A 15989-nucleotide genomic window follows, 5' to 3' on the forward strand; every position below is an offset into this window, starting at 1 on the left:
GGGGCGCAGCAAGCCGCGCCTGAGGAGAAAATTAGAAATGACCTTCGTCGTCACCGACAACTGCATCAAGTGCAAGTACACCGACTGCGTAGAAGTCTGTCCGGTGGACTGCTTTTACGAAGGCCCGAACTTCCTGGTGATTCACCCGGATGAGTGCATCGACTGCGCCCTGTGCGAACCTGAATGCCCTGCCGTGGCCATCTTCTCCGAAGATGAAGTGCCGTCCGGCATGGAAAACTTCATTGAGCTGAACGCAGAGTTGGCTGATATCTGGCCAAACATCACTGAAAGAAAAGATCCTTTGCCCGATTCTGCTGAATGGGATGGCAAACCAGGCAAGATCGAACAGCTCGAACGCTGATTATCCCCGCGTTCCCGAAAAAGGCCCCACAAGGGCCTTTTTGCTTTTCTGCAGGCAAAAAAAGGGGCGGTTTGACCCGCCCACCTTTTTCCCTATTCCCTGTGTTCCTTTTCATCGTCCTGATGAATCGCATCCTGCGATTTCCATTCCCTTCATCCTTGAAGGGCGTGTCTGTCCGTCGACACAACCTGGATATTAGAGTTTTCCCTGGCAGGAGCAACCCGCCAAACACGATCAAATTGTTGGCATAACTTCGTATTGATTAGCAGAAATACTTATAAATCAATAAGTTAAAATCCATCAATCAAAAAACTGGCAACTTCCAACGTGTAAAAATAACGAACACTTACGAAAGAGTAAGCCAGGGCTTACATTGAAAGTCTGTAAACCCGAGATGACTCCTGCCCTGCGCCCGGCGATAAAAAAACCCTCGAGCCAGTCGAGGGTTTCCGGGCCATCAGAGACGGTCGAATTATTGAAACAGCGACTCGCTCGACAGGCCGTTTTTCTCCAGGATCTCGCGCAGCCGCTTCAAGCCTTCAACCTGAATCTGTCTGACCCGCTCCCGGGTCAGGCCAATTTCCAGGCCTACGTCTTCAAGGGTACTGCTCTCGTGACCACGCAGACCGAAGCGGCGTATCACCACTTCACGTTGCTTGTCGGTCAGCTCGGAGAGCCATTGATCGATGCTCTGGGACAGGTCGTCGTCCTGCAGCAGTTCACAAGGATCGGTAGGTCGGTCGTCGGTAAGGGTGTCCAGCAGGGTTTTATCCGAATCCGGACCCAGCGAGACGTCGACCGAAGAAACCCGCTCGTTCAAGCCCAACATGCGCTTGACCTCTCCCACCGGTTTTTCCAGCAGGTTGGCGATTTCTTCGGGTGAAGGTTCGTGGTCGAGTTTTTGCGTCAGTTCCCGAGCGGCGCGCAGGTATACGTTCAGCTCTTTGACCACATGGATCGGCAACCGAATGGTACGGGTCTGATTCATGATTGCGCGTTCGATGGTCTGACGAATCCACCAGGTCGCGTAGGTCGAAAAGCGGAAGCCGCGTTCCGGATCGAACTTCTCCACCGCCCGGATCAAGCCGAGGTTGCCCTCTTCGATCAGGTCAAGCAGCGACAGCCCACGATTGACGTAGCGTCGGGCGATTTTCACCACCAGCCGCAAGTTACTTTCGATCATGCGCTTGCGCCCGGCAGGATCGCCACTTTGCGACAGCCGTGCAAAATGAACTTCTTCTTCGGGAGACAGCAGAGGGGAGAAACCAATCTCATTGAGATACAGCTGCGTAGCGTCCAGCGCCCGCGTGTAGTCAATGTACTTGTGTTGTTTCAATGAAGCGGAGTGTTTGGATTTGGCACGAACGGAAGGTGGAGCCGCCCCTTCATCATTCGACATCGAATCCGTGTCGATGCCGGCCTCCATCAGGAGAACCTCATCGTCGATGTCAAACTCCGGCACTTCTTTACTGAGAGCCATTGTTATAGTCCTTTGGTGAGTTCGACCTCAAGCTCAAGCGGCGCCTTTATCCTTGGCAACGCTGGAGCCTGTCCCCTCTACGCGACGGAACAGGCTGGTAAGCGATCAACGACGTGGCAGGAATTGCAGCGGATCTACTGGTTTACCTTGTCGGCGAATCTCAAAATGCAGCTTCACCCGGTCTGTACCCGTTGACCCCATTTCGGCAATTGTCTGTCCGACCTTGACCTGCTGCCCCTCCCGAACCAACAACCTGCGGTTATGTCCGTAGGCACTGACGTAGGTTTCGCTGTGTTTGATGATCACTAATTCGCCGTAGCCCCTTAAGCCACTCCCGGCGTATACGACAGTCCCATCAGACGCAGCTAAAACAGGCTGTCCCAAATCTCCGGCGATATCAATTCCTTTATTCAAACTGCCGTTTGAAGAGAATTTCCCGATGAGAATGCCATTAGAAGGCCACCCCCAGCCGGTCGGGGCTGGGCCGGGCGGGGGCAATGGAGCGGGGGCCGGTTTGCTGGCGACGGACGGTGCAACAGCGGCCGTGCTGGAGGTGGCTGCGTTTACCGGACGCCGGTAAACCGTGGTTTTACTCGACGACGAAGGCGATGAATTCGATGAGCTGACCACCGAGGTCGACGTTGAACCGGTACGACCATCAAAGCGAATCGTCTGACCCGGCCGGATGGTGTAGGGCGCAGGAATGTTGTTCCGGGCCGCGAGGGCCTTGTAGTCCCAACCGTAGCGAAAAGCGATGGAGAACAGAGTGTCTTTGGGTTTGACGATATATTGCCCTGTCGTCACTGCCGGACGCCGGGCTGCAGCCTTGTTGCGATCGACCACGCCCACATCGCTCGATTTATTGCTGGAACACCCGACCAGCAAGGTGCTCAAGACAAGGCCAGTCACCAGGCGCTGAAAGCTTGTTGTACCCATACGCTGCACAATGACTGTGAGACTCACCCGCCGCTCCCTTTGTGGTGGCTGAAATTTTTGAATTACCGGACTGCGGTACGAAGTGTCGCAAGTATAACGGGCGGCGCAGGCTTTACCTTCAATCAACGACGCACACGTTTGCTGCCTTACGTTGAACTCTGTTTAAACCATCGATGCCGGTGTAAGACAGAGGCAATCGAAGAGAATTCAGCGTGGTGAAAACTAATGTCAGGCCAGTGGCCCATTGAGCAGTGGAACAAAGCGTACGGCTCCCAGCACCCTTCTTGAAAAACCTTGTTCTTCCCGCACGATCAACATCAATTGCTGGACTTCGCCGGCCCCTACCGGAATCACCAATCGCCCTCCGGGCGCCAATTGATCAAGCAGAGCCTGGGGCACATCGGTTGCCACGGCGGTCACGATTATCCCGTTGTACGGCGCCAATGCCGGCCACCCTTCCCAGCCATCGCCCCAGCGAAACACCACGTTACGCAAATTCAACTCAACCAGGCGCTCCTTGGCCCGGTCCTGCAGAACCTTGATTCGCTCGACGGAAAATACCCTCTCGACCAGCTGTGAAAGCACCGCCGTCTGGTAACCCGAACCGGTGCCGATCTCCAGCACTTTGTCCAGGGGACCGGCCTCCAGCAACAACTCGCTCATGCGAGCCACCATATAAGGCTGGGAGATGGTCTGGTTATTGCCAATCGGCAACGCCGTGTCCTCGTAGGCACGGTGTGCCAGCGCCTCGTCGACGAACAGGTGGCGCGGGGTACGACGGATGACTTCCAGCACCCGGGCACTGGAGATGCCTTCTTCATACAGACGCTGAATCAAGCGCTCACGGGTGCGTTGAGACGTCATCCCGATACCGCGACGCAACATATCGTCTTGTTCACGACCCATTAGCGCAGCCCCTCCAGCCAGCCGTCGAGACTTCTGAAGGCATCATTGAAGGTGCGATCCAGTTGCAGAGGCGTAATGGAAACGTAGCCCTGCATCACGGCGTGGAAATCGGTGCCGGGGCCGCCGTCTTCCGCATCACCCGCCGCCGCAATCCAGTAACCGGCCTTGCCACGTGGATCGACCACTTTTATCGGGGCCGCAGCGCGGGCGCGATGGCCCAGACGGGTCAACTGGATACCGCGGATATGGTCCAGCGGCAAGTTGGGAATATTCACGTTCAGTACCGTACGCGGGGGCAGATCCAGGTCGGCATGGGCCTCGACCAGTTTGCGCGCGAAATAGGCAGCTGTGGGAAGATTCTCCACCTGGCGTGAGACCAATGAAAAGGCAAACGAAGGACTCTTGAGGAAACGCCCCTCCAGCGCGGCTGCCACAGTACCGGAATACAGCACGTCGTCGCCCAGGTTCGCGCCCAGGTTGATACCGGAAACCACCATGTCGACTTCGCGTTCCAGCAGGCCGTTGAGCCCCAGGTGCACGCAATCGGTGGGTGTGCCATTGAGGCTGATAAAGCCGTTGGCGAGGATTTGCGGGTGCAACGGACGGTCGAGCGTCAGCGAACTGCTGGCGCCGCTTTTGTCCTGCTCCGGGGCGACAACCACGCATTCGGTGTAATCCGCCAGCGCAGCATAAAGCGCGGCAAGACCGGGTGCGGTTACCCCATCATCGTTAGATATCAGAATACGCATTGGCTGTCCGTCTGCCCTACCGGTACCAGATCAACGAGTTCGCGCACCAATACGGTGGCGAAGCATCCGGCCGGCAGGACGAATTCCAGTTGCAGAATGTCAGGTTCGGGATAATGCCACGTCAACCCGGCAATGGGCAGCCGCAGGATGCGACGTTCGTGACTCATACCGGCGCTGATCAACCAATCACGCAGGTCCGCTTCGCGCGCGGCGATGGCCTGCTCCAGTTCATGGACAACGCCAGTGGCCGGCGAGTCACCTTCGCCCCACTGTGGACCGGTCGGATGCAGATCGAGAATCGCCAGTCGCGGATCGCTGCATTCGGCTTCGCCAGCCGGGAAAAAACTGCGACTGTCTGTAAATGCCAGCAAGTCACCGACCTGGGCACGCTGCCAGGTGCCATCGGCGACACGCGCGGCCAGCACCTGATTGAAGAGAAAACTACGGGCGGTCGAGAGCAGCCGCGAACGCACGTTGCGTTGTTCTGGCAGTGCCTTGCGTGCCGCCCAGGCGCGTGCATCGACGACGTTGCCGCCGTCGTGACCAAAGCGCTGGGTGCCGAAATAATTGGGAATGCCCTGTTTGGTTATCAGTTGCAGCCGCTCTTCGATGGCGGCCTTGTCGCCGGCAAACTGGGTCAGGCGCAGGGTGAAACCGTTGGCCGAGTGCGCACCGCGTTGCAGCTTGCGCTTGTGGCGGCTGGTCTTGAGTATTTTCAACGTGTCGTTTTCGGCTGCCGACAGATCTGGATCGGCCTTGCCTGGCAGTTGCACGCTGAACCACTGACGCGTCAACGCCTGACGATCCTTGAGCCCGGCATAGCTGACAGTGCGCAGGGACACGCCCGCAGCCTTGGCAATCCGCCGTGCGGCCTCTTCAGTATTCAGGCCGCGCTTTTCCACCCAGATCCACAGGTGTTCACCGTCGCCACTCAAGGGGATATCAAGGACTTCATCGACCTGGAAATCTTCGGCGATGGCTTTCAGTACCGCAGTGCCGAGGGGTTCACCATAGGCCCGCGGGCCGAGCAGTTGCAGTTCGTTCATGGGCGCAGCAACAAGGCAACGGAATGCACGGCAATACCTTCTTCGCGACCGACAAAGCCGAGCTTTTCGGTGGTGGTAGCTTTAACGTTCACTTGATCGAGCTCAACTTGAAGATCCGCGGCAATCAGCGCGCGCATCGATTCGATATGCGGGGCCATTTTCGGCGCCTGGGCGACGATGGTGTTATCGACGTTGCCGACTTTCCAGCCCTTGGCGTGGATCAAAGCGACGACGTGACGCAATAGTGCGCGGCTGTCGGCACCTTTGAACTGCGGATCGGTATCCGGGAAGTGTTTGCCGATATCACCCAGCGCGGCCGCACCCAGCAGGGCATCGCTCAACGCATGCAGCAGGACATCACCGTCGGAGTGCGCGAGCAATCCAAAGTCGTGTGCGATACGCACGCCGCCCAGAGTGATGAAATCGCCTTCAGCGAAACGGTGCACATCATAGCCGTGGCCAATACGCATAAAAAAAACGCCCCGATTTTTGTCAGGGCGTGATTCTACCTGCATTAGGCAACTAGAGCATGTGCGTGATGCCGCAAGTGATCATCGATGAAACTGGCGATGAAGAAATAACTGTGGTCGTAGCCAGGTTGCAGGCGCAACGTCAACGGATGACCGGCCAGTTTGGCGGCCTGTTGCAGGGCCTGCGGCTTGAGCTGGGTAGCGAGGAAATCATCGCGATCGCCTTGATCGACCAGCAGCGGCAGTTTCTCCCCCGCCTCTGCGATCAGCGCACAGGCATCCCACTCGCGCCACTTCGAACGGTCTTCTCCCAGGTAGCGGGAAAAGGCCTTGTGTCCCCACGGACAGTCCATCGGATTGTTGATCGGCGAGAACGCCGACACCGACAGATAACGCCCCGGATTGCGCAAGGCACACACCAGTGCACCGTGCCCCCCCATGGAGTGACCGCTGATACCGCGCTTGTCGGAAGCCGGGAAATGGGCTTCGACCAAAGCGGGCAATTCCTGCACGACATAGTCATGCATCCGATAGTGTCGCGACCACGGCTCCTGCGTGGCATTCAAATAGAACCCGGCACCGAGGCCAAAGTCCCACGCGCCATCCGGATCCCCAGGGACATCGGGGCCGCGAGGGCTGGTGTCCGGTGCGACGATGATCAGCCCCAACTCGGCAGCCATGCGCATGGCGCCGGCCTTTTGCATGAAGTTCTCGTCAGTGCAAGTCAGGCCCGACAGCCAGTACAGCACCGGCAGCTTGCCGCCCTGCTCCGCTTGCGGCGGCAGGTATACGGCGAACACCATGTCGCAGCCAAGCACATCCGAGCGATGGCGATAACGCTTGTGCCAGCCGCCGAAGCTTTTCTGGCATGAGATGTTTTCCAGACTCATAGATATTTCAGTCGCAAGCCCCAAGCTTCGAGCTGCAAGTGGGCGCTGAGCCTTCTTGCGGCTTTTAACTTGCAGCTTGTCGCTGCTCCTTAGAAATGAATGACGGAGCGGATGCTTTTTCCTTCATGCATCAGGTCGAAAGCCTTGTTGATATCTTCCAGGCCCATGGTGTGGGTGATGAAGGTATCAAGCGGGATTTCGCCGGTCTCGGCCATTTCCACGTAGCTTGGCAACTCGGTACGGCCACGCACGCCACCAAAAGCTGAACCGCGCCAGACGCGACCGGTGACCAACTGGAACGGACGGGTGGCGATTTCCTGACCGGCGCCGGCGACGCCGATGATCACCGATTCGCCCCAGCCCTTGTGGCAGCACTCAAGCGCGGCACGCATCAGTTGTACATTGCCGATGCACTCGAACGAGAAGTCGACGCCACCATCAGTCATGTCGACGATGACTTCCTGGATCGGGCGATCAAAGTCTTTCGGGTTTACACAATCGGTTGCACCCAGCTGTTTGGCGATCTCGAATTTGGCCGGGTTGATATCGATGGCAATGATCCGCGCAGCCTTGGCTTTGACCGCACCAATGACGGCCGACAGGCCGATGCCGCCGAGGCCGAAGATGGCCACGGTATCACCGGGTTTCACCTTGGCGGTGTTGAGAACTGCGCCAATGCCAGTGGTGACACCGCAGCCCAGCAGGCAGACTTTTTCCAGCGGTGCTTCCTTGGCAATTTTAGCGACGGAGATTTCCGGCAGCACGGTGTACTCGGAAAAAGTGGAAGTCCCCATGTAGTGGAAAATCGTTTCGCCCTTGTAGGAAAAACGCGACGTGCCGTCTGGCATCAAACCTTTACCCTGCGTAGCGCGAATTGCCTGACACAGGTTGGTCTTGCCCGAAAGGCAGAATTTGCACTGGCGGCATTCCGGGGTGTAAAGCGGGATCACATGATCGCCGACTGCAACGGAGGTCACCCCCTCACCAATCGCTTCGACGATCGCACCGCCTTCGTGACCGAGGATCGACGGGAAGATGCCTTCCGGATCAGCGCCCGACAGGGTGTAGGCATCGGTATGGCAGACACCGGAGGCCACCACGCGCAGCAACACTTCACCGGCCTTGGGCATGGCGACATCGACCTCGACGATCTCCAGAGGCTTTTTGGCCTCGAAGGCAACGGCAGCGCGCGACTTGATCATGGTGATACTCCAATGAATAAAAACGAGAGGGAGAGTGTAATACAGCACCTAACGATGAATAATCAGGACAAAAGCAAAACATTATTGCCATACAGGGATAATCATTCATGTCCGAAAACCGCTGGGAAGGCATAGACGAATTCGTCGCCGTCGCCGAATGCAGCCAATTCACCGCTGCCGCCGAGCGCCTCGGGGTTTCTTCCTCGCATGTCAGTCGACAAATCGTACGCCTTGAAGAGCGCCTGCAAACCCGTTTGCTGTACCGCAGCACCCGCAGGGTTACCCTGACCGAGGCCGGGCAAACTTTTCTGCAACATTGCCAGCGACTGCAGGATGGTCGCGAAGAAGCGCTGCGAGCAGTCGGCGACCTGACCAGCGAGCCCAAGGGCATGCTGCGCATGACCTGCGCCGTGGCGTACGGCGAGCGATTCATCGTACCGCTGGTGACGCGTTTCATGGGGCTGTATCCGCAGTTGCGCGTCGATATCGAACTGACCAATCGTCAACTCGATCTGGTGCACGAAGGCCTGGACCTGGCGATCCGTCTGGGTCGCTTGCAGGACTCACGGCTGGTGGCCACCCGCCTCGCGCCGCGACGCATGTATCTGTGTGCCTCGCCGTCCTACCTGGAACACTATGGGCGCCCGCACAGCTTGTCGGAACTGAGCCGTCACAACTGCCTCATTGGCAGCTCAGACCTGTGGCAACTGGAACAGAACGGGCGGGAGTTTTCCCAGCGGGTACAGGGCAACTGGCGCTGTAACAGTGGGCAAGCGGTGCTGGATGCGGCACTGCAGGGTGTCGGTTTGTGTCAGTTGCCGGATTATTACGTGCTGGAGCATCTGAACAGCGGCGCATTGATTTCGCTGCTGGAGGCGCATCAGCCGCCGAATACGGCGGTGTGGGCGTTGTATCCGCAGCAGCGGCATTTGTCGCCGAAGGTGCGCAAGCTGGTGGATTATCTGAAGGAAGGGTTGGCCGAGCGGCCTGAATACCGAAACTAGGAAATTATCGGTGTGTCAGTGAAATGTCGACTGTCTGAACCATCGCTTTCGCGAGCAAGCCCGCTCCCACATTTGATCACCTTTGCTTGAATGAACGCGGCCCCATGTGGGAGCGGGCTTGCTCGCGAAAGCAATCTGGCAGACACCACGGCAGTCAGCGACGGCTGGCCCAGCGCTGACGCAACCACTCCAGATCTTCAGGCCGGGTGACCTTGAGATTATCCGCTCGCCCCTCGATCAGACGCGGTGATAAACCGGACCACTCCATGGCCGACGCTTCATCGGTGACGACGGCATCCGCCACCAGGCTGTCCGCCAAAGCGCGATGCAATGCACCCAGGCGAAACATCTGTGGCGTGTAGGCCTGCCAGATTTCACTGCGGTCCACGGTTTCGACGACGCGACCGTGCTTGTCGACGCGCTTCAGGGTATCCCGCGCGGGCACGGCCAACAGCCCGCCAACCCGGTCATCAGCCAGCTCAGCCAACAACTTGTCCAGATCGTCACGGCACAGGTTCGGCCGTGCAGCATCGTGAACCAGCACCCAATCCTCATCATCGGCGCCCTGCGCATGCAAGTGCAGCAATGCGTTGAGCACCGAGCCGGAACGCTCGGCACCGCCCTCGACCCGGGCAATGCGCGCATCGCTGGCACAAGCCAGGTTCGGCCAGTAAGGATCATCGACAGCAAGACTGACCACCAACCCCTTCAGGCAAGGATGATCAAGGAAACAGCCGAGGCTGTGTTCGAGAATAGTGCGCCCACCCAGTTGCAAGTACTGCTTGGGACGGTCCGCGGCCATACGGGCACCGACGCCCGCGGCAGGAATAACGGCCCAGAAGGCCGGCAAGGTCGGGTTCATTGGGCTAGCTGGTAAAGGGTTTCACCGTCCTTGACCATGCCCAACTCATGCCGAGCCCGTTCTTCAACGGTCTCCATGCCCTTTTTCAACTCACTGACTTCAGCGTCCATGACCCGGTTGCGCTCCAGCAGTGTCTGGTTCTCAGCTTGCTGATCGGCAATCTGCTGAGTCAGGTCGGCCACTTGCGCCAGACTGCCATTACCCACCCACAGGCGGTACTGCAGGCCAGCCAGCAGCAGAAGCAAGACGAGAAACAACCAATTGGGACTGCGCATCGAATATCAGGTATCCAGTGAAAAAAGACAGCCGAGCCAAAACGTGAAGCTACTGACAGCACGAAGCCTGGAAGGACCAGGCTTGTGCTGATAAGGCGTCAGGATAGTGGCAAAAACGTCCTTGTAGCGACTTTTCTGACACAAATCCGCTGACTTTTTACCATCTTGCAGTTAACCGCGGAACTCGCCACGACCGTTGTACTTGGCTTTGCCATTCAACTGCTCTTCGATACGCAGCAGTTGGTTGTACTTGGAAACGCGGTCGGAACGGCACAGGGAGCCGGTCTTGATCTGGCCAGCCGAGGTGCCCACGGCCAGGTCGGCAATGGTCGAATCTTCGGTTTCGCCGGAGCGGTGCGAGATCACTGCGGTGTAACCAGCGGCCTTGGCCATCTGGATGGCTTCCAGGGTTTCGGTCAGGGTGCCGATCTGGTTGAACTTGATCAGGATCGAGTTGGCGATCTTCTTGTCGATGCCTTCTTTCAGGATCTTGGTGTTGGTCACGAACAGGTCGTCGCCTACCAGTTGGGTTTTCTCGCCGATCTTGTCGGTGAGAATTTTCCAGCCAGCCCAGTCGGACTCGTCCAGGCCGTCTTCGATGGAGATGATCGGGTAACGCTCGGTCAGACCTTTGAGGTAATCAGCGAAACCTTCAGCGGTGAACACCTGGCCTTCGCCAGCCAGGTTGTACTGGCCGTCTTCGTAGAATTCGCTGGCCGCGCAGTCCAGTGCCAGGGTCACGTCGGTACCCAGCTTGTAGCCAGCGTTGGCCACGGCTTCGGAGATCACTTTCAAAGCGTCTTCGTTGGAAGCCAGGTTCGGCGCGAAACCACCTTCGTCACCTACGGCGGTGCTCAGGCCGCGGGCCTTCAGGACAGCCTTGAGGTGATGGAAAATCTCGGTGCCCATGCGCAGACCTTCCGAGAAAGACTTGGCGCCAACCGGCTGAACCATGAATTCCTGGATGTCGACGTTGTTATCGGCGTGCTCGCCACCGTTGATGATGTTCATCATCGGAACCGGCATCGAGTAGACGCCTGGGGTGCCGTTCAGGTTGGCAATGTGAGCGTACAGCGGCAGGTCCTGGTCCTGAGCTGCTGCCTTGGCCGCGGCCAGGGAAACGGCGAGGATTGCGTTGGCGCCCAGGGAGCCTTTGTTTTCAGTACCGTCGAGCTTGATCATCGCCAGGTCCAGCGCTTTCTGGTCGCTTGGATCAGTGCCCTTGAGCAGGTCGCGAATCGGGCCGTTGATGTTGGCTACGGCTTTGAGAACGCCCTTGCCCAGGTAACGGCTCTTGTCGCCATCACGCAGCTCGAGCGCTTCACGCGAGCCAGTGGAAGCACCGGACGGCGCGCAGGCGCTGCCGATGATGCCGTTGTCGAGAAGCACATCCGCTTCCACGGTGGGATTGCCACGGGAGTCGAGAACTTCACGACCTTTGATGTCGACGATTTTAGCCATTGTTGTAAACACTCCAAAGTTGACGAAAACGACGCAGCTGTAGGAAATCTTCAATCGTCGGCAAGTGGGATGCAGCGGGCAGACTTGCGGACGACAAGGCTCAGGCCCGAGGGCCTGAGCAATAAATCGTGCGGTACTTTACCGGAGAAATGAGGATTACGCGGTTTCTACCGTCGGAAAACTCTTCACCAGTTCGTCCAGGGCTTTGAGCTGGGCCAGGAATGGCTCCAGTTTGTCCAGACGCAAGGCACAAGGGCCGTCACATTTGGCGTTGTCCGGATCCGGATGCGCCTCAAGGAACAGGCCGGCCAGGGACTGGCTCATGCCGGCTTTCGCCAGGTCGAGGACCTGGGCGCGACGTCCCCCGGCGGAATCGGCGCGACCGCCAGGCATTTGCAGCGCATGGGTCACGTCGAAGAACACCGGGTACTCGAACTGCTTCATGATGCCGAAACCGAGCATGTCGACGACCAGGTTGTTGTAGCCGAAGCTCGAACCACGCTCACAGAGGATCAACTGATCGTTACCCGCTTCCACGCACTTGTTCAGGATGTGTTTCATTTCCTGGGGTGCGAGGAACTGGGCTTTCTTGATGTTGATCACTGCGCCAGTCCTGGCCATCGCGACAACGAGGTCGGTCTGGCGCGACAGGAAGGCCGGCAGCTGAATGATGTCGCAGACCTCGGCGACGACCGCGGCCTGGTCAGGCTCGTGGATGTCGGTGATGATCGGCACGCCGAAGGCTTGCTTGATGTCCTGGAAAATCCGCATGCCCTCTTCCAGGCCGGGGCCACGGTAAGAGGTCACGGAGGAACGGTTGGCCTTGTCGAAGCTGGCCTTGAACACGTAAGGGATACCCAGTTTCTGGGTAACCTTGACGTATTCTTCGCAGACCTGCATCGCCATGTCGCGGCTTTCCAGCACGTTCATGCCACCGAACAGCACCATTGGCTTGTCGTTGGCAATCTCGATATCGCCGACGCGGATGATCTTCTGGGCCATCAGGTTTTAAGCCTTCTTCTGGTGCTGAGCCAAGGCAGCTTTGACGAAACCGCTGAACAACGGGTGACCGTCGCGAGGCGTCGAAGTGAACTCCGGGTGGAACTGGCAAGCGACGAACCATGGGTGATCCGGTGCTTCAACCACTTCAACCAGCGCGCCATCACCGGAGCGACCGGAGATTTTCAGGCCGGCTTCCATGATTTGCGGCAACAGGTTGTTGTTCACTTCGTAGCGATGACGGTGACGCTCGACGATCACGTCCTTGCCGTAGCAACCGTGAACCAGGGAACCCGGCTCCAGCAGGCAGTCCTGGGCGCCGAGGCGCATGGTGCCGCCCAGATCGGACGCTTCGGTACGGGTTTCGACAGCACCGGTGGCATCTTCCCACTCGGTGATCAGGCCCACGACCGGGTGGCCGCTGGCACGGTCGAACTCGGTGGAGTTGGCGTCTTTCCAGCCCAGCACGTTACGAGCGAACTCGATCACGGCCACTTGCATGCCCAGGCAGATGCCCAGGTACGGAACCTTGTTTTCGCGAGCGTATTGAACGGCAGTGATCTTGCCTTCCACGCCACGCAGACCGAAGCCACCCGGAACCAGGATCGCATCGACACCTTCGAGCAGCGCAGTGCCCTGGTTTTCGATGTCTTCGGAATCGATGTAGCGCAGGTTGACCTTGGTACGGTTGCTGATGCCGGCGTGACTCATCGCTTCGATCAGCGACTTGTAGGCGTCCAGCAGTTCCATGTACTTGCCGACCATGGCGATGGTGACTTCGTGCTCAGGATTGAGCTTGGCGTCGACCACGGCTTCCCACTCGGACAGATCGGCACCGCCGCATTGCAGGCCGAAGCGCTCGACGACGAAGTCGTCCAGGCCCTGGGAGTGCAGGATGCCCGGGATCTTGTAGATGGTGTCGGCGTCTTCCAGCGCGATGACCGCACGTTCTTCAACGTTGGTGAACTGCGCGATCTTGCGACGCGAAGACACATCGATCGGGTGGTCGGAGCGGCATACCAGCACGTCAGGCTGCAGGCCGATGGAACGCAGTTCCTTGACCGAGTGCTGGGTTGGCTTGGTCTTGGTTTCGCCGGCAGTGGCGATGTACGGTACCAGCGTCAGGTGCATCAGCATCGCGCGCTTGGCGCCGACTTCGAAACGCAACTGACGGATGGCTTCGAGGAACGGTTGCGACTCGATGTCACCCACGGTGCCACCGATCTCGACCATTGCCACGTCGGCATCGCCTGCACCCTTGATGATGCGGCGCTTGATTTCGTCGGTGATGTGCGGGATCACCTGGATGGTTGCACCCAGGTAGTCACCACGGCGCTCCTTGCGCAGGACGTGTTCGTAGACACGGCCAGTGGTGAAGTTGTTGTTCTGGGTCATGGTCGTGCGGATGAACCGCTCGTAGTGGCCCAGGTCCAGGTCGGTCTCGGCGCCGTCGTGGGTGACGAACACTTCACCGTGCTGGAACGGGCTCATGGTGCCCGGGTCGACGTTGATGTACGGGTCCAGCTTCAGCATGGTGACCTTAAGTCCCCGCGCCTCCAGGATGGCCGCCAATGATGCCGATGCAATGCCTTTCCCCAATGAAGAAACAACACCGCCCGTGACGAATATGTAGCGCGTCATGAAAAACCCTAGAAGTCTGCGTTAAAGCGGTCCGAGCCGCCGGGGAAAGCGAAGGAAGGCCGAAGCCCCCGATCACCTGCATTAATCACAGTGCACCTTTCAAAAAAACCGCCGCGTTGGGACAGACCGGCAGATGAAACACCGGTACGTTGCTCGCTACACATTTTTTGGAATCGCCCAGCAAAGACTGCTTGGTAATCGGCAACTCCTGCAATTCAGGCGAATCCACAGAAGTTGTATCAAGAAGGGAGCGTAGTCTACCGGAAAGCCCCTTTCACCTCAAACCTTGATCTTCGTTCAATGGCTGCCAATGCAAATGCCAGTCGCCGAGTGCACCACCATCGAGCCCCTTGAGGTTCGCTACCGCCAGCAGTTGCCCGTCTTTGTAGAGCAGCGGCAATCTGCCGCGCACGAAGGACGGTACAGCGCTTTCATTGAGCAAACGTTTCAAGTCCCGATGACCACGGCCCGGCAAAGCCATGACCTCTCCCCCTTCACGATAGCGGATCTGCAAGGGGCCATCGGGGATTTGGCCGGTGAGCGAAAGCATGCCGTTGCCCGGGATAGCCAGTGGTGAGGCCGGATCCTGCCACACCCCGGTGCCGGGCAGAGGCCGCAGCCATTGGCCGGACAGCCACCAGATCCGTCCGCCCGCCCGATGCAGTTCGCCATCGGCCAGTCGCCACACCGGGCAGGCATCGCCGGTGGCATCGCGCAAATCTGCCCAACCCGACCAATGGTCAGTGTCTGGCAGTCGGGTCAGCGGTTCGAGCCAATGACTCAAGGCATTGCGCTGCCGGGCATCGGACAATTGCGCAAGCGGCGCCAGCTCAAGGGAGCGCAAGCCCAGCCAGGCGAACTCACTGTCAGTACTGGCCTTGCGCAAATCCATGTCTGCCAGCTCTTCGAGCAGTCCCTGCGCTTCGGTCAAATGCGCCGCGCTACGGGCCATGGTCGCCACCGCTTGGGGCCAGCGCTGGATCAGTACGGGCAAGACTTGATGCCGAAGGTAATTGCGCGAGTACTGCCGATCCTGGTTCGAGGGGTCTTCGATCCAGCTCAAGCCATGCGCACAGGCATAAGCCTCCAGTTCAGCCCGCGTGACATCAAGCATTGGCCGCAGCAAATGCCCCTTGCCCAACGGGCGCTGACGCGGCATTGCGGACAATCCGCGCACGCCGGCTCCGCGCAACAAGCGAAACAGCAGCGTTTCCGCCTGATCGTCGCGGTGCTGGGCGGTCAGCAGCACTTCGTTGGTTTGAGTGGCCTCCATGAACGCCGCGTAGCGCGCATCCCGGGCCGCTCGCTCAAGACTGGAGCCGGGTTGCACCTGTACGCGAACCACCTGCAGCGGGACTGCAAGCCCATTACAAACGGACTGGCAATGCTCCGGCCACGCATCAGCCACAGCCTGAAGGCCGTGATGGACATGGATGGCGCTCAGCGCCGGCAGGGATTCGGTTTTTGCGAGGAGTGCAAGAAGGTGCAGCAGGACGGTGGAGTCGAGGCCGCCGGAGAAGGCGATGTGCCAGGTCGCAGCATTGCGCCACGGTTTCAGACTCAGCAAAAGCCTGGAAGGCAAATCAATTGCGGGCCGATCCATATCTTTCCCTTTGCACAAATCAAATGTGGGAGCGGGCTTGCTCGCGAAAGCAGTACAACAGACAACGAATGTGTTGAATGTTATACCGCTTTCGCGAGCAAGCC

Annotated in this window: 16 protein-coding genes; 2 read left to right on the top strand and 14 right to left on the bottom strand. The window is 58.6% G+C overall.

Annotated features, from left to right (window positions below):
• The first annotated feature begins 37 nt into the window (after positions 1–37).
• Complete coding sequence (fdxA, locus tag KW839_RS15360) at positions 38–361, top strand: ferredoxin FdxA (protein ID WP_060541056.1); 324 nt, start codon at positions 38–40, stop codon at positions 359–361.
• Between the two features lie 472 nt (positions 362–833).
• Here the strand turns inward: fdxA and rpoS are convergent, their stop codons facing one another.
• The 8 genes from rpoS to KW839_RS15400 all read right to left on the bottom strand — a co-directional run bounded on the left by rpoS (position 834) and on the right by KW839_RS15400 (position 8040).
• Positions 834–1841, bottom strand: a complete 1008-nt coding sequence (rpoS, locus tag KW839_RS15365) for an RNA polymerase sigma factor RpoS (protein ID WP_084322296.1) — start codon at positions 1839–1841, stop codon at positions 834–836.
• Between the two features lie 105 nt (positions 1842–1946).
• The gene (locus KW839_RS15370) at positions 1947–2804 is read right to left on the bottom strand and encodes a peptidoglycan DD-metalloendopeptidase family protein (protein ID WP_218424764.1); all 858 of its coding nucleotides are present in this window, start codon (positions 2802–2804) and stop codon (positions 1947–1949) included.
• Positions 2805–3005: 201 nt separating this feature from the next.
• The gene (locus KW839_RS15375) at positions 3006–3641 is read right to left on the bottom strand and encodes a protein-L-isoaspartate(D-aspartate) O-methyltransferase (protein ID WP_177336961.1); all 636 of its coding nucleotides are present in this window, start codon (positions 3639–3641) and stop codon (positions 3006–3008) included.
• A 41-nt stretch (positions 3642–3682) separates the two neighbouring features.
• Positions 3683–4432: a 5'/3'-nucleotidase SurE gene (surE, locus tag KW839_RS15380; RefSeq protein ID WP_060541052.1), complete on the bottom strand. Its 750-nt coding sequence runs from the start codon at positions 4430–4432 to the stop codon at positions 3683–3685.
• Positions 4420–5478: a tRNA pseudouridine(13) synthase TruD gene (gene truD, locus KW839_RS15385; RefSeq protein WP_218424765.1), complete on the bottom strand. Its 1059-nt coding sequence runs from the start codon at positions 5476–5478 to the stop codon at positions 4420–4422. The genes surE and truD overlap by 13 nt, the downstream gene beginning before the upstream one ends.
• The gene (ispF, locus tag KW839_RS15390; RefSeq protein WP_060541050.1) at positions 5475–5948 is read right to left on the bottom strand and encodes a 2-C-methyl-D-erythritol 2,4-cyclodiphosphate synthase; all 474 of its coding nucleotides are present in this window, start codon (positions 5946–5948) and stop codon (positions 5475–5477) included. The genes truD and ispF overlap by 4 nt, the downstream gene beginning before the upstream one ends.
• A 44-nt stretch (positions 5949–5992) precedes the next feature.
• Positions 5993–6838, bottom strand: a complete 846-nt coding sequence (gene fghA / locus KW839_RS15395; protein WP_060541049.1) for an S-formylglutathione hydrolase — start codon at positions 6836–6838, stop codon at positions 5993–5995.
• 89 nt (positions 6839–6927) lie between these two features.
• Positions 6928–8040, bottom strand: a complete 1113-nt coding sequence (locus tag KW839_RS15400) for an S-(hydroxymethyl)glutathione dehydrogenase/class III alcohol dehydrogenase (RefSeq protein ID WP_060541048.1) — start codon at positions 8038–8040, stop codon at positions 6928–6930.
• Between the two features lie 107 nt (positions 8041–8147).
• Here KW839_RS15400 and KW839_RS15405 point away from each other — a divergent pair, with 107 nt between their 5' ends.
• Positions 8148–9044, top strand: coding sequence for a LysR substrate-binding domain-containing protein (locus tag KW839_RS15405; protein WP_218424766.1), 897 nt, complete (start codon positions 8148–8150; stop codon positions 9042–9044).
• A 154-nt stretch (positions 9045–9198) separates the two neighbouring features.
• Here the strand turns inward: KW839_RS15405 and ispD are convergent, their stop codons facing one another.
• From ispD to tilS, 6 genes are all read right to left on the bottom strand, one after another.
• Positions 9199–9906 carry a 2-C-methyl-D-erythritol 4-phosphate cytidylyltransferase gene (gene ispD, locus KW839_RS15410; protein WP_218424767.1) on the bottom strand — a complete coding sequence of 236 codons (708 nt, stop codon included), beginning with the start codon at positions 9904–9906 and terminating at the stop codon, positions 9199–9201.
• A complete protein-coding gene (gene ftsB, locus KW839_RS15415) occupies positions 9903–10181 on the bottom strand; it encodes a cell division protein FtsB (RefSeq protein ID WP_008019784.1) in 279 nt (92 codons plus the stop codon). Before ftsB ends, ispD begins: the two co-directional genes overlap by 4 nt.
• A 171-nt stretch (positions 10182–10352) precedes the next feature.
• Positions 10353–11642 (bottom strand): phosphopyruvate hydratase, encoded by a 1290-nt coding sequence (gene eno / locus KW839_RS15420; RefSeq protein WP_060541045.1) that lies wholly within the window; start codon positions 11640–11642, stop codon positions 10353–10355.
• Positions 11643–11798: 156 nt separating this feature from the next.
• The gene (gene kdsA, locus KW839_RS15425) at positions 11799–12644 is read right to left on the bottom strand and encodes a 3-deoxy-8-phosphooctulonate synthase (RefSeq protein WP_218424768.1); all 846 of its coding nucleotides are present in this window, start codon (positions 12642–12644) and stop codon (positions 11799–11801) included.
• 6 nt (positions 12645–12650) lie between these two features.
• Positions 12651–14282 (bottom strand): CTP synthase, encoded by a 1632-nt coding sequence (locus tag KW839_RS15430; protein WP_060541043.1) that lies wholly within the window; start codon positions 14280–14282, stop codon positions 12651–12653.
• A gap of 274 nt (positions 14283–14556) precedes the next feature.
• The gene (gene tilS, locus KW839_RS15435; protein ID WP_218424769.1) at positions 14557–15885 is read right to left on the bottom strand and encodes a tRNA lysidine(34) synthetase TilS; all 1329 of its coding nucleotides are present in this window, start codon (positions 15883–15885) and stop codon (positions 14557–14559) included.
• Between the last annotated feature and the right edge of the window lie 104 nt (positions 15886–15989).

The organism is Pseudomonas sp. PDM31, from assembly GCF_019218965.1.
In the GTDB taxonomy this organism is placed as follows: domain Bacteria; phylum Pseudomonadota; class Gammaproteobacteria; order Pseudomonadales; family Pseudomonadaceae; genus Aquipseudomonas.